21 protein-coding genes and 1 pseudogene are annotated in these 22,131 nt (G+C 74.9%); 11 read left to right on the top strand and 11 right to left on the bottom strand.

Translation table 11 applies throughout. The features are described from left to right. Window positions 1–284: 284 nt before the first annotated feature. Both phoU and ACFWEG_RS15025 read left to right on the top strand, forming a co-directional pair. A complete protein-coding gene (gene phoU, locus ACFWEG_RS15030) occupies window positions 285–968 on the top strand; it encodes a phosphate signaling complex protein PhoU (protein WP_387214384.1) in 684 nt (227 codons plus the stop codon). 153 nt (window positions 969–1,121) lie between these two features. Beyond that, the gene (locus ACFWEG_RS15025; RefSeq protein ID WP_387214381.1) at window positions 1,122–1,277 is read left to right on the top strand and encodes a hypothetical protein; all 156 of its coding nucleotides are present in this window, start codon (window positions 1,122–1,124) and stop codon (window positions 1,275–1,277) included. A gap of 109 nt (window positions 1,278–1,386) precedes the next feature. Here ACFWEG_RS15025 and ACFWEG_RS15020 read toward each other — a convergent pair whose 3' ends face one another. The 4 genes from ACFWEG_RS15020 to ACFWEG_RS15005 form a co-directional block, all read right to left on the bottom strand. Further along, window positions 1,387–2,850, bottom strand: a complete 1,464-nt coding sequence (locus ACFWEG_RS15020) for an FG-GAP-like repeat-containing protein (protein ID WP_387214379.1) — start codon at window positions 2,848–2,850, stop codon at window positions 1,387–1,389. A gap of 229 nt (window positions 2,851–3,079) precedes the next feature. After that, on the bottom strand, window positions 3,080–4,240 hold the full coding sequence (locus ACFWEG_RS15015; RefSeq protein WP_387214376.1) for a hypothetical protein: 1,161 nt from the start codon (window positions 4,238–4,240) through the stop codon (window positions 3,080–3,082). 144 nt (window positions 4,241–4,384) lie between these two features. After that, window positions 4,385–5,668, bottom strand: a complete 1,284-nt coding sequence (locus ACFWEG_RS15010) for a hypothetical protein (protein ID WP_387214373.1) — start codon at window positions 5,666–5,668, stop codon at window positions 4,385–4,387. A gap of 574 nt (window positions 5,669–6,242) precedes the next feature. Then, the gene (locus tag ACFWEG_RS15005; RefSeq protein ID WP_387214370.1) at window positions 6,243–7,004 is read right to left on the bottom strand and encodes a phosphoglyceromutase; all 762 of its coding nucleotides are present in this window, start codon (window positions 7,002–7,004) and stop codon (window positions 6,243–6,245) included. A 126-nt stretch (window positions 7,005–7,130) separates the two neighbouring features. Here ACFWEG_RS15005 and ACFWEG_RS15000 point away from each other — a divergent pair, with 126 nt between their 5' ends. Continuing rightward, complete coding sequence (locus ACFWEG_RS15000) at window positions 7,131–8,540, top strand: MDR family MFS transporter (protein ID WP_387214367.1); 1,410 nt, start codon at window positions 7,131–7,133, stop codon at window positions 8,538–8,540. Between the two features lie 22 nt (window positions 8,541–8,562). On the opposite strand, the gene ACFWEG_RS14995 is transcribed toward ACFWEG_RS15000, so the two are convergent. From ACFWEG_RS14995 to ACFWEG_RS14985, 3 genes are all read right to left on the bottom strand, one after another. Next, the gene (locus ACFWEG_RS14995) at window positions 8,563–9,063 is read right to left on the bottom strand and encodes a YbjN domain-containing protein (RefSeq protein ID WP_387214364.1); all 501 of its coding nucleotides are present in this window, start codon (window positions 9,061–9,063) and stop codon (window positions 8,563–8,565) included. Continuing rightward, the gene (mshA, locus tag ACFWEG_RS14990; RefSeq protein WP_387214393.1) at window positions 9,056–10,351 is read right to left on the bottom strand and encodes a D-inositol-3-phosphate glycosyltransferase; all 1,296 of its coding nucleotides are present in this window, start codon (window positions 10,349–10,351) and stop codon (window positions 9,056–9,058) included. The genes ACFWEG_RS14995 and mshA overlap by 8 nt, the downstream gene beginning before the upstream one ends. A gap of 162 nt (window positions 10,352–10,513) precedes the next feature. After that, on the bottom strand, window positions 10,514–11,302 hold the full coding sequence (locus ACFWEG_RS14985) for a class I SAM-dependent methyltransferase (protein ID WP_387214361.1): 789 nt from the start codon (window positions 11,300–11,302) through the stop codon (window positions 10,514–10,516). Window positions 11,303–11,515: 213 nt separating this feature from the next. On the opposite strand from ACFWEG_RS14985, the gene ACFWEG_RS14980 reads away from it, so the two are divergent. Together ACFWEG_RS14980 and ACFWEG_RS14975 are read left to right on the top strand one after the other, a co-directional pair. Beyond that, the gene (locus ACFWEG_RS14980; protein WP_387214358.1) at window positions 11,516–12,619 is read left to right on the top strand and encodes an NlpC/P60 family protein; all 1,104 of its coding nucleotides are present in this window, start codon (window positions 11,516–11,518) and stop codon (window positions 12,617–12,619) included. A 258-nt stretch (window positions 12,620–12,877) separates the two neighbouring features. Next, window positions 12,878–14,203, top strand: coding sequence for a PP2C family protein-serine/threonine phosphatase (locus ACFWEG_RS14975; RefSeq protein WP_387214355.1), 1,326 nt, complete (start codon window positions 12,878–12,880; stop codon window positions 14,201–14,203). 2 nt (window positions 14,204–14,205) lie between these two features. On the opposite strand, the gene ACFWEG_RS14970 is transcribed toward ACFWEG_RS14975, so the two are convergent. The 3 genes from ACFWEG_RS14970 to ACFWEG_RS14960 form a co-directional block, all read right to left on the bottom strand. Continuing rightward, on the bottom strand, window positions 14,206–14,541 hold the full coding sequence (locus ACFWEG_RS14970) for a DUF2516 family protein (RefSeq protein WP_387214390.1): 336 nt from the start codon (window positions 14,539–14,541) through the stop codon (window positions 14,206–14,208). Between the two features lie 405 nt (window positions 14,542–14,946). Next, a complete protein-coding gene (locus ACFWEG_RS14965; protein ID WP_387214352.1) occupies window positions 14,947–15,597 on the bottom strand; it encodes a hypothetical protein in 651 nt (216 codons plus the stop codon). A 52-nt stretch (window positions 15,598–15,649) separates the two neighbouring features. Continuing rightward, window positions 15,650–16,099 (bottom strand): helix-turn-helix domain-containing protein, encoded by a 450-nt coding sequence (locus ACFWEG_RS14960; RefSeq protein ID WP_387214349.1) that lies wholly within the window; start codon window positions 16,097–16,099, stop codon window positions 15,650–15,652. 153 nt (window positions 16,100–16,252) lie between these two features. On the opposite strand from ACFWEG_RS14960, the gene ACFWEG_RS14955 reads away from it, so the two are divergent. The 4 genes and pseudogenes from ACFWEG_RS14955 to ACFWEG_RS14940 all read left to right on the top strand — a co-directional run bounded on the left by ACFWEG_RS14955 (window position 16,253) and on the right by ACFWEG_RS14940 (window position 19,472). Then, complete coding sequence (locus tag ACFWEG_RS14955) at window positions 16,253–17,317, top strand: MerR family transcriptional regulator (RefSeq protein ID WP_387214346.1); 1,065 nt, start codon at window positions 16,253–16,255, stop codon at window positions 17,315–17,317. A gap of 330 nt (window positions 17,318–17,647) precedes the next feature. Further along, a pseudogene (locus ACFWEG_RS14950) lies at window positions 17,648–18,025 on the top strand (VOC family protein); the annotation flags it as partial. Between the two features lie 269 nt (window positions 18,026–18,294). Next, window positions 18,295–18,900 carry a TetR/AcrR family transcriptional regulator C-terminal ligand-binding domain-containing protein gene (locus tag ACFWEG_RS14945; protein ID WP_387214387.1) on the top strand — a complete coding sequence of 202 codons (606 nt, stop codon included), beginning with the start codon at window positions 18,295–18,297 and terminating at the stop codon, window positions 18,898–18,900. Between the two features lie 35 nt (window positions 18,901–18,935). Beyond that, window positions 18,936–19,472 (top strand): GNAT family N-acetyltransferase, encoded by a 537-nt coding sequence (locus ACFWEG_RS14940; RefSeq protein ID WP_387214343.1) that lies wholly within the window; start codon window positions 18,936–18,938, stop codon window positions 19,470–19,472. Here the strand turns inward: ACFWEG_RS14940 and ACFWEG_RS14935 are convergent. Continuing rightward, window positions 19,453–20,235 (bottom strand): TetR/AcrR family transcriptional regulator, encoded by a 783-nt coding sequence (locus ACFWEG_RS14935; protein WP_387214340.1) that lies wholly within the window; start codon window positions 20,233–20,235, stop codon window positions 19,453–19,455. The two genes, ACFWEG_RS14940 and ACFWEG_RS14935, sit on opposite strands and share 20 nt — an antisense overlap. Window positions 20,236–20,344: 109 nt before the next feature. Here ACFWEG_RS14935 and ACFWEG_RS14930 point away from each other — a divergent pair, with 109 nt between their 5' ends. Then, window positions 20,345–21,379 (top strand): ATP-binding cassette domain-containing protein, encoded by a 1,035-nt coding sequence (locus tag ACFWEG_RS14930; protein WP_387214337.1) that lies wholly within the window; start codon window positions 20,345–20,347, stop codon window positions 21,377–21,379. Further along, the gene (locus tag ACFWEG_RS14925; RefSeq protein ID WP_387214334.1) at window positions 21,363–22,127 is read left to right on the top strand and encodes an ABC transporter permease; all 765 of its coding nucleotides are present in this window, start codon (window positions 21,363–21,365) and stop codon (window positions 22,125–22,127) included. The genes ACFWEG_RS14930 and ACFWEG_RS14925 overlap by 17 nt, the downstream gene beginning before the upstream one ends. Window positions 22,128–22,131: the final 4 nt, after the last annotated feature.

Raw genomic sequence — 22,131 nt, 5'->3', positions numbered from 1 at the left:
CCGCGGCTGCGGCGATCGCCGCGTTCACGTCCATGTCTCCAGGTTAGGCGGGTGGTGGGACTTCCCCACAGCCGTTCGAGGGTCGCCTCGAACAGACGTCGCCCAGAGTTCACCTCGGTGACGGAAGTGATTCATTTGGGCGGCCGACGGCGGACGCGTGGCGGGCGGAAGGTGGACCGCGAACGGATCGGGTACTCCGTCCGGCGCAACCCGTGGCGGACGGGGAACCCAAGGATTCGCCAGACCGTTCGAGAGAACGAGGACGTCCGAGAGAGGGACATTTCATGCGGGACGCTTACCACGAGGAACTCGACTCGATCGGCGACGGCCTGGTCGAGATGGCCCGGCTCGTCGGGTCCGCGGTCGGGCGGGCGACCACCGCGATGCTCGACGGCGACCTGAAGCTCGCGGAGGACGTCATCGCCGCGGACGAGCGGGTCGACGACCTGCAGCGCGAGCTGGAGGCCCGTGCGATCACCCTGCTCGCCCGGCAGCAGCCCGTCGCCACCGACCTGCGCATCGTGGTCACCTCGCTGCGGATGAGCGCCGACCTGGAGCGCTCCGGCGACCTCGCGCAGCACGTCGCGAAGCTCGCCCGGCTGCGCTTCCCCGGCACCGCGGTCCCCCGCGACCTGCACGCCACCATCCTGGAGATGGGCCAGCTCGCCCAGCGCCTGATGGCGAAGGCCGCGCAGGTCATCATCACCAAGGACGTCGACCTCGCCCTCCAGCTGGAGCGCGACGACGACGCGATGGACCTGCTGCACCGCGAGCTGTTCCAGCACCTGATGGACGACCGCTGGAAGCACGGCATCGAGACCGCGGTCGACGTGACGCTGCTCGGCCGCTACTACGAGCGCTTCGCCGACCACGCGGTCTCCGTCGCGCGCCGCGTCGTCTACCTGGTCACCGGGGAGCACGCGGACGAGATCCAGCCGCCGGTGACGCCGCCGGTCGAGGGGGTCTGAGGGGCGGGCCCGGGGGGCGTGCGCCGCGCGCGTTCGGCTCGCGCGCGCGTGCGCCGTTGATGCGCCCGCCGGGTCGGGCATCCAATGGGGTGTGCCCCGCCGGCGGAGCCCTGCCCGCGGAGCCCGAGCCCACGGAGCCCTGAGGAGGACCCCATGGCCGATTCCCCCGACACCACCGAGCCCACCCGCGAGCGCGACTCCCTCGAGCGGCCCGCCCCGCGGATCCTCCCGATGATCGCCGCGTGCGGCTGCGGGTCGGGGTGCGGCTGCGGCTGCCAGTCGGGCGCGCCCTGTCAGTGCGGCGGCTGACCTCCCCGGCCCGCGCCGCTTCCGACCTCCCGGCCGCCGTCGGGCGGCCGGCCTGACGGACCCCGCCCCGCGCACGCGTGACGCGCGGCGGGGTCCGCCGCCGCGGTGGTCAGCCGGCGAGCACGTCGCCGAAGTACGACAGGCCCGACGGGCCGCCGAGGGTGGGGCCGCTGAAGGACTTCGCACCGCTCGCGGTGGTCCCGGACGCGGTGGCGCCCAGGTACCAGACGGCTCCGGCCCCGTCGTTCTCGGCCGCCGCGCCCGCCACGAGCTCCGCGCGGCCGTCGCGGTTCGCGTCGACCAGCGCCACGGCCCCGCCGAAGTGGTCCTGCGACTCCGCCGTGCCGGGGACGCCGGCCGTGTCCTGGTTGAACGCCTTCGCGCCGGTGCCGGTCAGGCCGCCCTTCGCGCCGCGCAGGACGACGACCGCGCCGGCCCGGGACGCCGCGCCGATCGACTCGCTCTCGGCGCCGACGGCGATGTCGGGGTAGCCGTCGCCGTTCACGTCGCCGGCCGACAGGCTCCACCCGAAGGCGTCGAACTTCTCGCCCGCGCCCGGCACGCCGGAGGTGTCCTGCGTGATGCGGACCGGGGTGCGGGTGCTGAGGCCGGCCGCGGCGCCGTAGGTGACGGTGACCGCGCCGCCGGGGCCGCCGTTCGGCTCGTCGGCGGACTTCTCCATGAAGTTGCCGGTGACGACGTCGCCGAAGCCGTCGCGGTTCACGTCGGCGACGACCGCCTCGTAGCCGCCGGCCAGCTTCGCCCCGCGGACCGGGCCGGTGGGCGAGCCCTTGTAGAGCACCGAGCGGGTGCGGTAGCCGCTCGACGTGTCCTCCTGGCCCATGACGACCAGGTCCGTCGTGCCGTCGCCGGTCACGTCGCCGGCGACGAGCTTGTCGGTGTTGATGCCGCTCTGGTCGCCGGTGTCGATCCCCTGGAGACCCGTCGCCACGCCCTTGCGGGAGATCGGGCCCTTGAAGATGTTCAGCCCGGGGGACGAGATGTTCGCGGCCGCCAGGTCCGTGTCGCCGTCACCGTCGAAGTCGCCGGCGGCGACCGACCAGCCGAGCTCGGTGCGGTACTCCGGCAGGGGCGCGCTGATGTCCGTCGCCGTCCTCAGGCCGGCCGCGCTCCCCCAGACGACGGTCAGGGCGCCGGAGTCGTCCGTCGATCCGATGCGCTCGGCGTGCACGCCGACGACCAGGTCGGTGTAGCCGTCGCCGTCGAGGTCGCCGGTGGTGAGGCGGTCGCCGAAGTAGTCCCGCGACTCGGGGGTGCCGGGGACACCGGCCGTGTCCTGGCTGATGATCTGCCGCTTCGTGGTGTCCAGGCCCTTCGCCGAGCCGTACACGACGCCGACGTAGCCGGCGTACGACCGTCCGCCGACCTTGCCGAGCGGGGCGCCGATGGCGAGGTCGGGGTGGCCGTCGCCGTTGAAGTCGGCGGGCGGTGCGGCGGTCGCGTCGGGCGCGGGCGCGGCGGCGGCGGCCGTCACCGCGGGGAGGGCGAGCAGCGCGCCGGTCAGCGCGGCCGTCGTCGCCGTCGCGAGGGCGAGGCGGAGTATGTGGTGCATGCGGGGTTCTCCTGCGGCATGCGGGACGCCGTTGCGGCGTGCGGAGTCGTCGGGCGCCGGCCGGCCCGCGGTGCGCGGGGCGGTCGGCGCAGGTGAGACCGCCGATGGGGGTGGAGGGTTGTACGGGATCGGCGGTGCGTTCGGGTCGGTGCCATCGCGTCCGTGCGTTCGCGTCCGTGCGTTCGCGTCCGTGCGTTCCGGTCGGCGCTTTCCGGTCGGCGCTTTCCGGTCAGCGGCGTGTGCGGCGGTGGGTGCGGCGCAGGAGGAGCGCGCCGGCGAGGGTGAGGAGCACGGCGGCGGTGGCCAGGAGGGGGTGGATCGGGGTGCTCGTGCCCGTGCCGGAGTCGGCGAGGGTGCCGCCGTCGCCGTCACCCGGGGGGTCGCCGGCGTCGGGGCCGCCGGGTGAGGGCTCGGGGGTGTCGGGCGTCGGCGGGGCGGGGGTGCTGCGGCTGGGGTCGGGGGACGGTTCGGGCGACGGGGTGGGGTCGGGGGACGGGTCCGGCGTGGGGGTAGGGCTGGGGGACGGATCGGGTGACGGGTCGGGGGTGGGGGTCGGAGTCGGGTCCGGGGTGGGTGTGGGGGTCGGAGTCGGGTCCGGGGTGGGTGTGGGTGTGGGGGTGGGCGTCGGGGTGGGGGTGGGCGTCGGGTCGGGCTTCGTGCAGTCCGCGTGCACTTCGCCGAGGCGGGCCCGCCCGATCGGGCCGTCGTACACCACGTCCCCCGCCGTGTCCCTGAGCACCCCGGAGACCGCCACGTCGAACCACGCCTCCGCGCGGTACGCGCCCGGCGTCTGGGCGCCGCCCGGGGGGACCACCTGCTGGGTGAAGACCACCCGCAGCGTGCTCGGCCCCAGCGTGGCCGGCTCCCCGAGGTCCGCACCGGTGACGGCGAGGTCGGTCGTGCCGAGGCCGACCCGCCGGCCGACGACCGTGATCTGCTGCCCGTCCGTCCGCGCGTACCCCAGCGCGAACGGGCCGGTGGGCGGCGGGGTGCACTCGGCGTACGTGTTCAGCGCGCCGACCTGTCCGGCGGGGGCGGTGGTCAGGAAGTCGATCCCGTTCAGCCGGACGACCAGCGCGGTGGCGTCGACCTTCGCGTAGTTCTTCCCGTCCGACCGGGAGGTGGTGACGGCGTGCGTGCCGTCCCGGTAGAACGCCAGCACGCCGTCCGGGTCGCTGAAGTCCCCGCTGTCGACCGGCCCGTTGACCGGCGGGCTGCCCGCCGTCCCGTACGTCCCCTCGAACGCGGCCACGTCCAGCGCGGGCACGTCGTCGAGCCCCAGCGCGATCAGCGCGGCGCTCGTCCCGCCCGCCCCCACCGCGCCCGCCCGCTCGGCCCCCGCACCGACCGCCAGCGCGCCGACGGCCGCGAGCACGGTCACCCCGGCCACCGCACCCACCCCGCGCCGACCCCGTACTCCGTATCCACTTCTCACCGTTGTCACGACAAGACCTTTATCCCACTGATCGTCCCACCTCCCGGAGGCCCGCCCTGGGGTGCGTCCGATCGGGCGGCGTCGTCAGCGCGACGGACCTCACAGGTCCCAGGCGGTCGCAGGGGCGCGACCTCGCAGGTACCCGTCCTCGCGAGCGCGCGAGTCCGGGCTCGAGACGGTGATCGCTTTGGAGTACCAGTCGGTGAAGGCGGCGGCGTACGCGCTCCCCAGCAGGGTGCCCAGCGGGAGTACGGCGCTGCCCGCAATACCGACGTCGCCGTTCAGGGCGTCGGAGGAGGGCGCGGTACGGAGGGCGCGGTCGGTGAACCAGCGCTGGCCGGGGTCGGTGGCCGAGCAGGGGGCCGTGCGGAGTCGGGGGCGGGTGCGGAGCAGGTCGTCCTGGGTGCGGCAGAGGGTGCCGGTCCTGATCCGGCCTGCGGGGGTGAGGGTCCAGCGGGTGGGGCGTGCGGGGCAGGCGCCGAGGACCGGCCGGTCGCCGGAGACACGGGCGCAGCGGGTGCCCTGGCGCAGGGCGCCGCCTGTCAGGCTCCACTGCTGTGGGCTGCGTCCGCAGGAGGCCGTGGTGATCGCGGTGGACGTCGCCGGCGAGGCGGTGAGGCAGAGTTCGGGCCTGGTGTAGGCGGCGTTGTCGTTGCCGATCCAGGAGACGATCTGTCCGCCGCGGGCCCGCGGTTCGGGGCAGGGGTAGAAACGCCGGACCCAGCTGGCGTAGTCGTCGGCCCGAGGCTTGTCGGGGGTGCAGTAGATCAGGACGGTGGGGCAGTCGTCGCCGGTCTGGTCGTCGTGGACGTCGTAGTTCCGGAAGACGGTCCGCTTGCGGTCGGACGTCGCGGCGGGCAGGTTGCCGGGTCGGGTGGCGATGCCGTAGCCCTCGTACCCCTGGAGAGGCAGCGCGGCCCGGGACTGTTGCCGGGCGCGGAGGGTGGCTTCGCGCAGCAGGCGGGCGGCGACGGAGTGGTCGCTGTGGTCGACACCCTCGGTGATGGAGTAGCCGAGCTTGCTGTTGAGGTAGTCCAGGGTGCGGACGTCGGAGGCGCGGAAGCGCCGGATCAGCGCGGTGAGCGTGTCGAGGAGCTGGCGCTCGGTGTAGCTCTGGGTTCGGTCGCTCGCGTTGATGGTGCGGATCCTGCCCTGGTAGAGGCGCAGAAGGCTCTGCAGGCCGTACTCGTCGGTGCCGGTGCCCGTGGGCACCCCGTCGGGCAGGCGCAGGAAAACCAGTTGGATGGCCGGTCGGCCGTTGTCCGGCTGGAGGCGCACCCTGCTCAGGGTGCGGTCGCCGATGACGACGGGGCTCTGCCGCCAGGCGGAGGGCAGACCCGGCCCGGTGGGCGTCCCGGCCAGTCGGGCGTACGCCTGCTGCACGCCGAGCTCGCGCCGGCGGAGTAGCCGGAGTCGAAGGGGCGTCCGGCCTCGCCGGCCGTCAGGTAGACGACGGTGATGCACCGCCCCTGCTGGTGGTCGCGGTCGAGCTGCGGGCCGATGAACAGCAGGTCGTCGTCCTGTGGGCCACCCCTGCCAGAGTTGTCCGTGCACACCGGGGTGCCGTGTTCTCCGGCGCGGCCGCAGGGGCGCCGCCACCGGGGTCGCCTCCGGCGACGGCCGGAGCGGGCCCTCCCCACCCCAGCGCGAGCACCAGGACGGTCAGCAGCGCGCACGCCGTCCGGAAGGGTCGGCCGTCTTCACGGCACAGAGTGTTCATGCGGGAAGCCAACACAGCCCCGCCGGGAACGGCGCTCCCTGTTGCCTCCGGCGAGCGAGCACGTCATCCGTTCGGTCCAGATCCGTCCTCGACGCGCGGCCCGGGCCTGTGCGCGCCACCGACGGCGCTCAGTCGCGGGCGCGTCGGCCTCTGCGCCGAGGACCCACGGTGGGCCCGGACCGTGAAAACGCCCCCGAGCCGCGCCGTGTGCGCGGCTCAGGGGCGTGATCGCCTTCGCTACTTCTTCTTGCCCTGGTTCTTGACGGCCTCGATGGCGGCCTTCGCGGCGTCCGGGTCGAGGTAGGTGCCGCCCTTGACGACGGGCTTGAACTCGGCGTCGAGTTCGTAGGAGAGGGGGATGCCGGTGGGGATGTTGAGGCCGGCGATGTCCTCGTCGGAGATGCCGTCGAGGTGCTTGACGAGGGCGCGCAGGGAGTTGCCGTGCGCGGCGACGAGGACGGTGCGGCCGGTCAGGAGGTCGGGGACGATGCTGTCGAACCAGTACGGCAGCATGCGGACGACGACGTCCTTGAGGCACTCCGTCTGCGGGCGCAGCTCCGGCGGGAGCGTCGCGTAGCGCGGGTCGGCGAACTGGGAGTACTCGTCGTCGCGGTCCAGCCGCGGCGGCGGGGTGTCGTACGAGCGGCGCCAGAGCATGAACTGCTCCTCGCCGAACTCGGCGAGCGTCTGCGCCTTGTCCTTGCCCTGCAGCGCGCCGTAGTGGCGCTCGTTCAGGCGCCACGAGCGGCGGACCGGGATCCAGAGCCGGTCCGCGGACTCCAGCGCGAGCTGCGCGGTGCGGATGGCGCGCCGCTGGAGGGAGGTGTGCAGCACGTCGGGCAGCAGGCCGGCGTCCTTGAGCAGCTCACCGCCGCGGACCGCCTCCTTCTCGCCCTTCTCGGTGAGGTTGACGTCCACCCATCCGGTGAACAGGTTCTTCGCGTTCCACTCGCTCTCGCCGTGGCGGAGCAGGATCAGCTTGTACGGTGCGTCGGCCATACGCACGATCCTAATCGCCGGGCGGCACCCGCCGACGCTTGACGGTACGCGTCAAATGATTGGCGCCGCGGGGCGCGCGGTTCGTAGGTTACGTGGACCGTGCACCGAACCCCGGGGGGCCCACCCATGTCCGTCAGCTCGCTCAGGCGATCCGCCAAGGAGACCGTGTCGGGACTGCCCGACGGCTTCTGGTGGCTGTGGACGTCGACACTGGTCAACCGCACCGGGGCGTTCGTCCTGACCTTCCTGTCGCTGTACCTGACCCAGGAGCTCGGCTACTCCGCCTGGTACGCCGGGCTCGTCATCGCGCTGCACGGGCTCGGCGGGGTGGCGGGGTCACCGCTCGGCGGGATGCTGACCGACCGCTGGGGGCGCAGGCCCACGATGATCACCGGGCACCTGGGGACGGCCGCCGGCGCGGCCGCGCTCGCGGTGGTGACGAGCGCGGCGGGGGTCGCGGCGGTGGTCTTCCTGATGGGCGTGGCCATGCAGGCCGTGCGGCCGGCGATCGGCGCGACCATCGCGGACCTGGTGCCGGAGAAGGAGCGCAGGCGGGCGTACGCGCTGAACTACTGGGCGCTCAACCTCGGCTTCGCCGTCGCGGCGCTGGGCGGCGGCGCTGCGATCGTCCTCGGCTACCGGACGCTGTTCCTGGTGGACGCGGCGGCGACGGTGCTGTGCGCGCTGATCGTGTTCCTGCGGCTGCCGGAGACGCGGCCGGCGTCCGCGGGATCCTCGCCGGGCAAGGCGGCCGAGCCGAGGCTCAGCGTGCTCGACGTGCTGCGCGACGCGCCGTTCCGGACGCTGGTGCTGCTCAACCTGCTGGTGTGCCTGATCTTCACCGCGCCGTGGGTCGGGCTGCCGCTCACCATGGCCGGCGAGGGGCTCGCGCCGAGCGCGTACGGCATGGTCATCGCGGTGAACGGCGTCGTCATCGTCGCCTTCCAGCTGCTGGTCAACAAGGTGACCGAGCGGCGGTCGCCCGCCGTGCTGCTGACCGTCTCGTCGCTGCTGTTCGCGGCGGGGACGGGGGCGACGGCGCAGCCGGGGACGCCGCTGGTGTTCGCGGCGACGGTCGTGGTGTGGACGATCGGCGAGATGGTGCACGTGCCGACGAACGCGGCGGCGACGGCGCGGCTGGCCCCGGAGCACGCGCGGGGGCGGTACCAGGGGGTCATGGGGATGTCCTGGGCGCTCGCGGGGTTCGTCGCGCCGATCCTGGCGGGGTGGGTCGTGGACGGGCCCGGGCCGGACGTGCTGTGGATCGGGTGCGGGGTGATCGGGGTGGTCGCGGCGGCGGGGTACGCGACGTTCCTCCGGCGGGTGCTGGCGGAGGAGCCGGTGGCCGCGACGGAGGTGGCGCCGCCACCCGCCGCGGCACCCGCGCCGGTCCCGGCACCCGCACCGGTCCCGGCTCCCGCACCGGCCACGGACTCCGCTCCCGCACCGGTCGCCGCCGCGACGCCGGCCCACGCCGCGGCCCCGGCCGCCGCGCCGGTGCCGGCCGCCACTCCCGCGGCGGACCAGCCGGCCTGACCCCGCCGCGGGGGCCGCGGGCTCAGGCCCCCGGCGCCCCCGCGTCCCGGGTGAGGTGCGCGAAGGCGTCGAGGTTCCGCGTGGACTCGCCGCGCGCGACCCGCCACTCGTACTCGCGCCGGATCGCGCTCGCGAAGCCGAGCTCCAGCAGCATGTTGAACGCCCCGTCGGCCCCCTCGTGCACCGCCCCGAGGACGCGGTCCAGCTCGTCGGGAGTGACCGCGGCCAGGGGCAGCTTGCCGGTGAGGTAGATGTCGCCGAGCGGGTCGACGGCGTAGCCGACGCCGTAGAGCTTGAGGTTGCGCTCCAGGAGCCGGCGGTGGACGGCCGGCTCGTTCTCGTCGGGGTGGCGGATCACGAAGGCCTGGACGGAGAGGGAGTGCCGGCCCAGGCGCAGCGAGACGGTGGTGGAGAGCTTGCGGGTGCCGGGGAGCACGACGGCGTACGTGCCGGGCTCGGGGGACTCCCAGTCCAGCTCGGCGCCGGAGAGGAAGCTTTCGATGGTCGCCGCTTCGTCAGCCATGCGGCGAGCGTAGACGAAGGCGGCGTTCGGCCATCGCGGCGGTGTAGACCTCGGCGGTCGCGGCGGCGGCGGAGTCCCAGCCGAAGCCCTCGGCGTGCAGGGCGGCGGTGCGGCCCATGTGCTCGACGAGGTGCGGGTTGTCGACGAAGCGCAGCAGGGCGTCGGCGTAGGAGGCGGGGTCGTGGCCCGGTATGAGCATGCCGCTGACGCCGTCGCGGACGGCGACGGGCAGCCCGCCGACGGCCGCGGCGACGACGGGGGTGCCGGCGGCCTGCGCCTCGATGGCGACCAGGCCGAAGGACTCGTTGTACGACGGCATGACGAGGACGGAGGCCGCGCGGAACCAGTCGGCGAGCTCGTCCTGGCCGACCGGCGGGTGGAACCGGACGACGTCGGCGATGCCGAGCCGGCCGGCGAGCTTCTGCAGGCCCTCGGGCTTGGCGAGGCCGCTGCCGCTGGGGCCGCCGACGATCGGCACCACGAGGTGCTGCCGCAGCCGCGGACGGCGCTCCAGCAGCTCGGCGACGGCTCGCAGCAGGATGTCGGGGGCCTTGAGCGGCTGGATGCGGCCGGCGAAGAGCGGGATCAGCGCGTCCTCGGGCAGGCCGAGCCGCGCGCGGGCGGCGGCGCGGCCGTCGGCGGGGCGGAACCGGTCGAGGTTGACGCCGGGGTGCACGACGGCGACCTTGCCGGGCTCGGCGTCGTAGAAGCGGACCAGCTCGTCGGCCTCGCCGGAGGTGTTGGCGATGAGCCGGTCGGCGGCGCGGACGATCTGCGTCTCGCCGATGACGCGCGCGGGCGGCTCGGGGGTGTCGCCGTCGGCGAGGTAGGCGTTCTTGACCTTGGCCATGGTGTGCATGGCGTGGACGAGGGGGACGCCCCAGCGCTCGGCGGCGAGCCAGCCGACGTGGCCGGAGAGCCAGTAGTGCGAGTGCACGAGGTCGTAGTAGCCGGGGCGGTGGCCGGCCCAGGCCTGCATCACGCCGTGCGTGAAGGCGCAGAGCTGCGCGGGCAGGTCCTCCTTGTTCAGCCCCTCGTACGGGCCCGCGTCCACGTGCCGCACGAGGACGCCCGGCGCCAGCTCGACGGCGGGCGGCAGGCCGCCGCTGGTGGCGCGGGTGAAGACCTCCACCTCGACGTCGATCTCGGCGAGCCGCCGCGCGAGCTCGACGATGTAGACGTTCATGCCGCCCGCGTCGCCCGTCCCCGGCTGGTGCAGGGGTGAGGTGTGCACGCTGAGCATGGCGATCCGGCGGGGCCGGCGGTTCGGCAGCCGCAGCAGGGGCATCGGCGCACTGCGGGCACTGCGGGCGCGGCGGGTGGCGAGCCGGGACACGTACGGGCCTCCAAGGTGGGGGTGGCATGGAGCGGGCTCCAAGGTGGTCAACCACCGGAACGCGGTGTCGCATTTCCGCTTTACGCATTCATTGCCCGGCGGTACGGGGTGCGCCTACCCGCTGCGCGGGGCCAGCGCCTCCCAGCGGACGGTCAGCTCGCCCTGCCGCCAGCGGACCGGGCCGTCCGTCAGCGGCCAGTCCGCGGCGACCGCGCGGGCGCAGCGCAGCCAGCGCTGGCGGGCGCCGAAGGACGCGTACGGGGCCGCCGCGGCCCAGGCGCGGTCGAGGTCGCGCAGGAACGCGTGCACCGGCTCGCCGGGCACGTTCCGGTGGATCAGCGCCTTGGGCAGGCGTTCGGCCAGGTCGGAGGGGGTGGTGAGGGAGCCGAGGCGGGTCGCGAACGTCACCGTGCGCGGGCCCTCGGGGCCGAGCGCGACCCAGACGTGCCGCCGGCCGATCTCGTCGCAGGTGCCCTCCACCAGCAGCCCGTCCGGCGCGAGCCGCGCGCACAGCCGGGCCCAGACCCGGGCGACCTCGGCCTCGTCGTACTGGCGCAGCACGTTCGCCGCGCGGATCAGGTGCGGGCGGCGCACCGTCGCCACCTCGAAGCCGCCGTGCGCGAACGCCAGCCCGTCGCGGACGTAGGGCTCGGCGGCGGCGACCCGCGCGGGGTCGATCTCGATGCCGACGACCTCGGTGCGCGGATCGGCCCGGTCGCGCAGCCGGTGCAGGAGCTCCACGGCCGTCCACGGGGCCGCCCCGTACCCGAGGTCCACCGCGAGCGGGGCCGTCGCGGACGCCCGCAGCGCCGCGCCGTGGGTCGCGGCGATCCAGCGGTCCATGCGGCGGAGCCGGTTCGGGTTCGTGGTGCCGCGGGTGGCGGTACCGATGGGGCGGGGCATGGGAACGAGGGTATGCGCGGCCGTCCGCGGGTCCGGACGGCGAGGGCCGCGGCGGGTTCCCCGCCGGGAGGGCCGGGCGCACCCTGTCGGTTCCGGGCGCGCCATGACACGATCCGGTGAGCGTACGAACACCTGACCGCGTGACGCGTGACGACGCGGGCGGGTGCGGACGCGGGGACGGGACGGAACGGCACAGGGCGGGGGTCCGGGAGCGTGCGGCGCACAGGGGGCACACGGGGTTTTCGATCCGTACGGCGGCGGGTCCTCGCCGCCGTCGCGGGGGCGGCGGCGGTGGCGGTGCTCGCCGTCGGGGCGACCGCGCCCGCCCACGCCGCGCCGGTCCCCGAGCCGGCCCCCGCCGCCGCTCCCGCCGGGCCGCTGAGCGACAAGTCGCTGGAGCAGGTCCGCAAGGACATCGACGCGCTCTACCAGCAGGCCGCCTCGGCCACCGACGCGTACAACGCCGCCGAGGCCGACGCCGACCGGCAGGCGAAGGAGGTCTCCGGGCTCACGGCCGAGCTGCTGGCCGGGGAGAAGCGGCTGAAGGCGCTGAGGAACCGGGCCGGGGCGTCGGCGCGGGCCCAGTACCGCACCGGCGGCCTCCCGCCCGAGGCGGACGTGATGCTCTCGGGCGACGCGCAGCACTTCCTGGACACCGTCGGCCGGATCAGGTCCGGCCAGCAGGCCACGAACGGGCTGATCGCCGAGCTGACCCGCACCCAGGAGGACCTGGAGCTCTACGCGCAGGACGCGAACACCGAGTGGGAGCGGCTGGAGGAGAGCCGGGACAAGAAGGAGCGGGCGAAGAAGCAGATCGAGAAGGGCATCGCGGCGGCGACGAGGCTGGAGGCCCGGCTCGCGGCCTCGGACCGCGCGCGGCTACGGGAGCTGGAGGCGGCGGCGGCCCGCGAGGCGCAGGCGGCGTGGCTGGCCTCGGGCGGCGGGCCGGTCTCGGACGCCCCCGGCTCCGCGCGCGGCGAGCGGGCCGTCGCGTGGGCGCTCGCCCAGGTCGGCAAGCCGTACGTGTGGGGGGCGGAGGGGCCGGACGCGTTCGACTGCTCCGGGCTGACGTCCGAGGCGTGGCGGGCGGCGGGCAAGGGGATCCCGCGGACGTCGCAGCTGCAGTGGCGGTCCCTGCCGCGGGTCGCGATGACCGACATCCGGCCGGGGGACCTGATCGTCTACCGCGCGGACGCGAGCCACGTCGCGATGTACATCGGCGACGGGCGCGTCGTCCACTCCCCGCGACCCGGGCGGACGGTGACGGTCACCGGCGCGGGAGCCAACCCGATCCTCGGCGTCGTCCGCCCCGGATAGCCCCTCGGGGCGTCGCGCGGCTCGTCGGAGGTGTCGCGCGGACACCGTCGCGGCCCGTCCGGTTCCGGCCCGGGCACGTGATGTTCGTCATCCCGGCACCGCGTCCGCCCCCTCAACTCCGCCACATCTGCACCCAGATGACCCCGGCCGTCCCACGGACGCCATTCCGTGTCACCGGTCCCCACCGCTAGGGTCCCCGTCTTGTGGGCCGTTGACCGGCGGTCGCACCCCTCGGGGGAGGGAAGGAACGAGAAGACGATGCCCGCACCCGCACCATTGCCCCGGCAACGGGACAGTCCGGCGCTCGAGAGCACCGGCGGCGAGACCGCGACCGGTGCGCCGAGCGGCACCGGCGCGCCGAGCGCGGGCCCGACGGCCGTCCAGGCCGCGCCGGCGCCCGCCGGCACCGGCGGGCTGACCCTGCTCGTGATCGAGGACGACCCGACGGGGTCGCTCGGCATGCCGGACGTGCGGGACAGCGCGGGCCGGGCGATCCGGATCAGGACCGCGCGCAACCTCACGGAGGCGGCGCGGCTCCTCACTCACGACGTGCACTGCATCCTGCTCGACCTCAGGCTGACGCTGCCCGCGCCGGGGGACGGGGCGGAGGAGACCGTCCTGCACCGGGTCCTGGAGCTCGCGCCGCGCCACCCGGTGCTCGCGCTGGCCGCCCCGGGCGACCTGGAGCACGCGGACGCGGCGGTCCGCGCCGGCGCGCAGGACTACCTGTTCCGCGACGAACTGCAGGGCGACGGGCGGCTGTTGAGCCGAGCGATCCGGTACGCGATGGAGCGCAAGCGCGCCGACACCGCGCAGTACAAGCTGGCGGAGTCCCGGCTCCGCGCCCAGGAGAACGCGCGCCTCGAACGCGGCCTGCTGCCCACCCCCCTGCTCGCGGGCTCCGCGCTGCGGTTCGCCTCCCACTACCGGCCCGGCCGCTCGCGCGCCCTGCTCGGCGGGGACTTCTACGACTGCGTGCGCACCCCGGACGGCACGGTCCACGCGATGATCGGCGACGTCTGCGGACACGGCCCGGACGAGGCCGCGCTCGGCGTCGAACTCCGCATCGCCTGGCGCACGTTGACGTTCGCCGGACTCTGCGGTGACGAGCTGCTCTCCACCCTCCAGCAGGTCCTTGAGCACGAGCGGGAGAACGAGGAGATCTTCGCGACCCTCTGCACCGTCGACATCGCGCCCGACGGCCGGCGCGCCGGCCTCTGCCTCGCCGGCCACCCCGCCCCGCTGATCGCCCGCCCGGGCCGGCCCGCCGAGCTGCTGCCGTACGAGAGCAGCGGGCCCGCGCTCGGGCTGCTCCCGCGGGCCCGGTGGCCGCGGCGGCAGGTGGAGCTGGGCGGCGAGTGGAGCCTGATGATGTACACCGACGGGCTGATCGAGGGCCGGATCGGGACGGGCCGCGAGCGGCTCGGGCAGGACGGCATGGTCGACCTCGTCGGCCGCCGCATGGCCGCCGGGCTCACCGGCTCCGACCTCCTGGAGGCGTCGGTCGCGGAGGTGCAGGAGCTGAACGGCGGCGATCTCACCGACGACGTGGCCGTACTGCTGCTGGACCGCGCGCGCTTCTGAGCTCAGCGGCCGCCGTTGTACGGCCCGTACGGCCCGTCACTGCTGGACCCGCCCCGGCGCGGCCCGCCCCCACCGGAGATCGCGCGCACCGCGGGGCGGACGTCCACCACGTACACGATCGAGGCGATCAGCCCGATGATCGGCAGGAACGACAGCAGAGGGAAGATCAGGCTGACGAGGAACGACAGCCCGAGGAAGATCAGCCACATCGGCTTGGTCTGCTTGTCCGCGGCCCGGAAGGCGTCCTCCCGGCGGATCACGGCGTCGAAGAACGCGAAGCCCGTGAACAGCATCAGCGCGAGGTTCAGCAAAGACATCAGCGTCCCGAAACCCTGCATCAACACAACGCCCACCACCCGTATCCGCTCGTCCTCGTCATGACGAGGTCACCGTACCCGCTTGCCTCCACAACGACCCGGACACACGGCACGTGCCCGGGCGGCCGCTCGCACACGGGGGGGCACAACAACCAGCCCGGCCGGCGAAAGCGAGCAACGGCCGAAAACTCTCAGCCCGGCCGGCGAAAGCGAGCAGCGGCCGAAAACTCTCAGCCCGGCCGGCGCCTGAGGCCGCGGGGCCGAAGGCCGTGCACCCGCGGCGCAGCCGCGAACAACGACTCACGGCCCGCCGCCCGGCGTCAGACGCCCACCGACAAAAACCCAGCCCGGCCGGCGCCTGAGGCCGCAGGGCCGAAGGCCGTGCACCCGCGGCGCAGCCGGGACGCGGGGCACGGCCGGGGCGGGTCAGGCCTCCGTGGGCGGCGTGGGCTTCTTCGCCGCCCGCTTGGCCGCGGACTTCTTCGCGGCCGGCTTCTTCGCGCCGCTCGCCTCCGCCTCCGCCAGCACCTCGCCGACCGTCGGCTCCGGCTCGACGACCTCCGCGACGACCGGCTCCGGCTCCGTGGCGACCTTCGACGCCGTAGCCGTCGGAACGGGCTCCGCGTCGGGCTCGACCGCGACGGCCAGCTCGTTGATCTCCTCCGCCGCGTCCCCGCGCCAGGACTTCACGGTCTCCTCGCCGTGCACGGCGACCTTCTCGTACGTCTCGCGCGCACGCACCGCGTACTCCGCGGCCACGCCGACCCCGCGGAGCGCGAAGTCCTGCGCCTGCTCGCCGAGCTTCTTGAAGTCGCCGTCGAGCGCACCGAAGATCTCGTTGACCTTGGCCTGGACGGTCACCTGGGTCTCGCGCGCCTGAACGGTGACCCGCTCCTGCACGGCCTTCGGGTCGGCCGCGCGCACGGCCTCCAGCCGCGCCGGCGCCTCGGCGCGGACCTGCTCGATGAGGCCCGGAACCTTGCGGGCCTGCTGGAGGGCGAGGTCGGCCGCGCCGGCCGCGAAGTACAGCGGGGTCGGGTCGGTGAGGGTCTTGCGCAGGTCGTCGGTGATAGCCATGTCTGCTGGTCCTCCCGGAACAGTTCGAGGGTTCGTTCGGCGTCGTCGCCGGTCAGGCCGTGCGGTCGTGGGCCGGGCCCAGGTCGGGCCCGGTGGCGTCCTCGTCGGGGGCGACGGCCTCGGGCGCGGCGGGCTCGGGCGCCTCCGCGGTGCCGTTCTCCTTGCGGAAGGACTCGTAGACCTGCAGCAGCACCTGCTTCTGCGTGCCCGTGATCGACGGGTCGGCCAGGATCACCGCACGCGTCCCGACCTCCGCCGGCTCGCGCTCCGCGTCCAGCATCCCGGCCTGCACGTACAGCGTCTCCGCCGAGATCCGCAGCGCCTTCGCCAGCTGCTGCAGGATCTCCGCGCTCGGCTTGCGCAGCCCGCGCTCGATCTGGCTCAGGTACGGGTTCGACACCCCCGCGGCCTCCGACAGCTGCCGCAACGACAACTGCGCGTTCCGCCGCTGCTCCCGCAGGTACTCCCCCAACCCGAGATCCGTCACCTTCAACTTCGCCATGCCCCCACCGTGCCCCACCCCCGCTAACAATTGCAAGCAGACGCTTGCAGAAGTGTTCCGCACCACATCGCGCCCCGCGGTTGACCTTCACCCTGCGGGAGACCGCAGCATCGGTGGGGCCGGGCGAAGGGCCCGGCACGAGGAGGGGCGGGCATGGAACTGCTGACCATCGGGGCGTTCGCGAGGGCGTCCCGGCTGTCGCCGAAGGCGCTGCGGCTGTACGACGAGCTGGGGCTGCTGGTCCCCGCGCGGGTGGACCCGCGGACGGGCTACCGGCTGTACGCGCCGGAGCAGCTGGAGCAGGCGCGGCTGGTCGCGTGGCTCCGGCGGCTCGGGATGCCGCTCGCCCGCATCCGCCGGGTGCGCGCGCTCGACGCGGACCGGGCGGCCGAGGAGGTCCGGGCGTACTGGGCCGGCGTCGAGGCCGACCTCGCGGCCCGGCGGGACCTCGCCGCGTTCCTCGTCGACCACCTGAACCGGAAGGACCCCGCCATGTCGTCCACCTCAGCCCCGCTCCGACTCCGCTACGCCGCGCACTCCGACCCCGGGCTCGTGCGGGAGACCAACCAGGACACCGCCTACGCCGGCTCCCGGCTGCTCGCCGTCGCCGACGGGTACGGGGACGGCGGCGGCCCCGCGAGCGCCGCGGCCGTCGAGGCGCTGAAGCACCTGGAGGCGGACGACGTCTGGGCCGGCGACCTCCTGAACGTCCTGCAGGACGCGATCGAGCGGGCGGGGCGGGCCGTGGACGGGGTGGCCGACCCGTCCGGGAACAGCGGCACCACGCTGACGGCGATGCTGTGGACCGGGTCGCAGCTCGCGCTGGTGCACGTCGGGGACACCCGGGTGCACCTCCTGCGCGACGGGGAGCTGTTCCTGATCACCCACGACCACACCCTCGTGCAGACGATGGTCGACGAGGGGCGGCTGACGCCGGACGAGGCCGCGGCGCACCCCCAGCGCTCGCTCCTCGTCCGCGCGCTGGGCCCGGGCGCGGACGCCACGCCGGAGCTGCGGCTCCACGACGCCCGCCCGGGCGACCGCTACCTGCTCTGCTCCGACGGCCTGTCGACCGTCGTGCCGCCGCGGGAGATCCGCCGGGTGCTGACGGAGACCGCCGACCCCGACGACGCCGCCCGCACCCTGATCGCGCAGGCCAACGGCTCCGGCGGCCCGGACAACGTCAGCTGCGTCGTGGCCGACGTGACGGCCGCCTAGGGGGCGGCGTGGACTTCGAGACGCACCGCATCCGCTCCCGCCAACTGATCCGCGCGGCGGACGAGTACCGCCTCGCCCGCCTCGCCCGCCGCGGCGAGTCACCCCCGCACACCCCGGAACGCCACGCCCGTCCGGCCGTTGGGCATCGACGGGCGCGTGACTGATCTCCGGGCGCCGACTCCCGCGACCGCCGGAGCGGGGCACCGGCTGCGCCAACTCGCGCTCGGGGCTGGCCATATGACCGTCGCACCCCCTACGCTCACCCTTACGACCCGCACCGGGTCGTAAGGGTTCCGGCCACGGACGAGGGAGTCGGCAGGCGTGAGTGTCGTGCGAGTGAAGGACTTCGACCACCTGGTGCTCAACACGAGCGACGTGGAGCGCTCGATCGCCTTCTACACCGGCCCGTTGGGGCTCGAACCGGTGCGGCTGGAGGAGTGGCGGGCGGGGAAGGTGCCGTTCCCGTCCGTGCGGGTCACCGCGAACACGATCATCGATCTGTTCGAGGGCCCGCGCGGGGAGTCGAACGTCGACCACATCTGCCTGTCCGTCGAGCCGCTCGACTGGCAACAGGTCATCGCCGACGGCGAGTTGACCGTCCTCGACGGCCCGGTCGGCCGCTTCGGCGCCCGCGGCGAGGCGGTCTCCGTGTACGTCGCCGACCCGGACGGCAACACCGTCGAACTCCGCTGGTACCCGCAGGACGCGGAGGCGCGCGCCGAGGTGGACGTCGAGGCCGGCATCGAGCAGGGCCCCCGGGAGGGCGCGGACCGGGACGGCACCCGCTGACCACGTCACCGGACGCCCCGCACACACCGCCCGCCCCGGACCACCGCCCGGCCGCGGGCCGGCCCCGTGATCCCGCGACCACCTCCCCGGAGCCCCCGGACGCGACCGACGCCCACCCGCGTCCGGGCCGTACCGACGGCGCACGCCGCAGGTCGTCAGCGCCCACCGGCCGGCCCCGTGATCCCGCGATCGGTGCCGCCGTCCTCGCCGCCGCGCTCGCGGTGCTGCGCGAGCGCGGGTACGCCGGCTTCGCCGTCGAGGCCGTCGCGGCGCGTGCCGGGACGACGAAGGCGGCGGTACGGCGGCGGTGGCCGGTACGGCAGGGGCTGGTGATCGACGCGCTGGCCGCCGTCGTGGCCACCCCGCCCGCGCCGGACAACGACTGCACGCGCTGCGACCTCACCGACAGCGTCCTGCTGCTCGCCCGCGCGCTGCAGGAGGAGCTGCCGCGCGGCGTGCTCGCCCCACTGCTCGCGGACTGCGCCGCGGACCCCGCCCTGCACCGCCGGCTCGTCGACACCCTGATCGAGCCGAGCCGCACCGCCGCCGCCACCGCCGTCCGCCGCGCCCTCGACCGCCGCGAGCTGCGCCCGGAGACCGACCCCGAGCTCTTCACCGACCTGCTCGCCTCGACCGTCTACCAGCGCGCCCTGTTCGGCGCCGCCCCCGTCGACCGCGCCACCGCCGGCCGGCTCGTCGACCTGCTCCTGCGCGGTGTCGCCGTCGACTTCGACCGCCTGGTCGAGATCAGCCGCCTGCCCCGCACGGCCCGCGCCGCCGCCCACCCGCGCTGACCGCGCCCACCGCGGCCCTCGGCCAGAATGTCCCTATGACCGAGATCCAGACCCCCCGCCTCCTGCTCCGCCGCTGGGACCCCGAGGACGACCTCGTGCCGATGGCGGAGATCAACGCGGACCCGATGGTGATGCGGTGGATCGGGGACGGCAACCCGCTCTCCCTGGAGGAGACCGCCGAGAAGATCGAGCGCTGGGAGGAGGAGTGGGACGACGAGGGCTTCGGCCTCTTCGCCGTCGAGCTGCTCGGCTCCGGCGAGCTCATCGGCTTCACCGGCCTCTCGGTCCCCGACTTCCTGCCCGAGGTGCTGCCCGCCGTTGAGATCGGCTGGCGCCTCGGCCGCCAGTTCTGGGGCCAGGGCTACGCCTCCGAAGCCGCCCACGCCGCGCTCGAGTTCGCCCTCCAGGACCGCGGCCTCGACCGCGTCGTCAGCATCGCGCAGCTCGCCAACCAGGCCTCCGTCAACGTCATGACCAAGCTCGGCATGACCCTCGACCGCGAGACCGTCCACCCCGTCCACGGCGCCCCCCTCGCCGTCTACGCGATCGACCTCACGGAGTACCAGGCCTGAGGCCCGGCCCGCCGCGCTCCGCCGCCATCGCCTCGACCCCGTCCAGGATCCGCTCCAGGCCGAAGCGGAACTCGTGGTCGGGGTCGTCCGCGCCGTCGAAGACGCCGGAGGCGAGGGCGCGGGTGACGGCCGGGAAGCGGGCGGGGTCGGTGAACCTGCGGAGCAGGCGGGCGTAGCGGCCGAGGCTCTCCTCGGGGGTCAGGCCGCTCGCGGCGTGGCCGGCCCCGAGGTCGGCCATGAGCAGCACGTCGCTGCGGACGTGCCCGCCGACCAGCATGACGACGGAGATCCGCTCACCGTCGTCGAGCCCGCTGCCGTCGAGCGCGGTGAGGCCGGCCTCCATCCAGGCGACCGAGTTCGGGGTGGCCGGCGGCCCGGTGATCGGCATCCGCAGCGCCCAGACGTGCCGCTGGAGCATCTCGCGCTGCGCGTGCGCCCACGCGGTGAGCGCCGCCCGCCAGCCCCGGCCCGGGACGGCCGCCGGCGGCGGGCCGAGGACGGCCTCCTGCATGAGCACGTACAGCTCGTCCTTGGCGGAGACGTACCGGTAGAGCGCCATCGTGGAGACGCCGACCTCCTTGGCGACCCGGCCCATCGAGACGGCCGCGAGCCCCTCCGCCGCGGCGAGCCCGACGGCCGCGGCCACGATCCGGTCGACGGTGAGCCCCGGCCGCGGCCCCTTGCCGGGTCGCTCCCGCAGCCCCCAGGCGGCCTCCAGGCTCGGCGGGAGGCCGGAGCCGGCCTCGTCGTCCGCGTCCCTCATGTCCGTGTGCTCCCGTCCGCCCGGCTCGGTGGCTTGACCGCCATCCTAGATATGCGTAACCCTTACGCAGTACCGTGTATGCCATACGCAGTGCGACCGAGGGGGAGCCGTGCCCACCGACCCGTCCGCGACCGTCCCCGCCGCCCCACCCGGCGGCATCACAGCCACCGGGCTGCACAAGTCCTACGGCCGGGGCTCCGCCGCCGTCCGTGTCCTACGCGGCCTCGATCTGCACGTGGCCCCCGGCACCGTCCACGCGCTGCTCGGCCCCAACGGCGCCGGCAAGACGACCGCCGTCCGCATCCTGGCCACCCTCGCCGAGGCCGACGCGGGCACCGCCCGGGTGGCGGGGTACGACGTCCGGGCCGAGCGGTCACGCGTCCGCCGGTCCGTCGCGCTGACCGGCCAGTTCGCCGCGGTGGACCTCCAGCAGACCGGCGCGGAGAACCTCCGGACCGTCGCCCGGCTCGCCGGCCTCCGCCGCGCCGACGCCCGCCGCACGGCCGACGGGCTGCTCGACCGGTTCGGCCTCGCCGACGCGGCCGGCCGGCTCGTCGCCACCTACTCCGGCGGCATGCGCCGCCGCCTCGACCTCGCCGCGTCCCTCGTCGCCGCGCCCGCCGTGCTCTTCCTCGACGAGCCCACCACCGGCCTCGACCCGCACAGCCGCCGCGCGCTCTGGTCCACCGTCGCCGGGCTGCGCGACACCGGCACCACCGTCCTGCTCACCACCCAGTACCTGGAGGAGGCCGACCGGCTCGCCGACCGGGTCTCCGTCCTCCACGGCGGGACGACCGTCGCCGAGGGGACGCCCGCCGCGCTCAAGTCCCGCGCGGACGGCGGCCACCGGCTCGAACTCGTCCTCGCCGACCGCGCCGCGTACGACCGGCTCGCCCCGCGGGCGGTCACCCGCGACCCCGCGGCGCTCACCCTCGCCGTCCCGACCGCGCCCGACGCGGCGCACGTCCGTGCGCTCCTCGACGCGCTGGACCCGGACCGCAGGGACATCGCCTCGTTCTCCGTCCGCGGCGCGACCCTCGACGACGTCTTCCTGGCGCTGACCGGCGAGCCCGGTGGCGCGCCGACGCCCCCCGACACCCGCGTGCCCACCGGCGAGGAGACCCCCGATGTCCGCACCCGCTGACACCCTCACCCTCACCGGCCGCGCGCTGCGGATCTCCCGGCGGAACCCCGACGCGCTCGTCACCGCGCTCGCCCTGCCGGTGATGCTCATGCTGCTCTTCGTCCACTTCTTCGGCGGCGCGATCGAGACCGGCGACGACCGCGCCTACGTCACCTGGGTCGTCCCCGGCGTCCTGCTCCTGTGCGCCGGCTTCGGCTGCGCGTCCACCGCGCAGGCGGTGACGGAGGACATGCGCAACGGCGTCGTCGACCGCTTCCGCTCGCTCGACGTCGGCGGCACCGCGATCCTGGCCGCGCACGTCGCCGCGAGCACCGTGCGCAACGTCGTCGCGACGACGGTCGTCCTCGGCGTCGCGCTGGCCATCGGCTTCCGGCCCGAGGCCTCTCTCACCGGCCGGCTCGCCGCCGGCGGCGTCCTGCTCGCCTACGTCGTCGCGCTCTCCTGGGTCTGCGCGGCGGTGGGCCTGCTCGTGCGCACCTCCGAGGCCGCCGGCGGATTCACCTTCTTCGTGAGCTTCCTGCCCTACGCGTCCGGCGCGTTCGTGCCCGTCGACAGCATGCCGTCCTGGCTCCAGGGCTTCGCCACGCACCAGCCCCTCGCCCCGGTCGTCGAATCCCTCCGCGCCCTCCTCCTCGACCGCCCCGCCACCGACGCGACCCTCCACGCCCTGCTGTGGACCACGGCCCTCGCCCTCACCGCGGCCGCGGCCTCGGGGCCGCTCTTCCGCCGGCGGACGCGGCGGCCCTGATCGG

The organism is Streptomyces sp. NPDC060194, from assembly GCF_042728285.1.
GTDB lineage: Bacteria > Actinomycetota > Actinomycetes > Streptomycetales > Streptomycetaceae > Streptomyces.
Note: the sequence above shows the minus strand (reverse complement) of the source record. Positions and strands in the feature narration are given on the sequence as shown.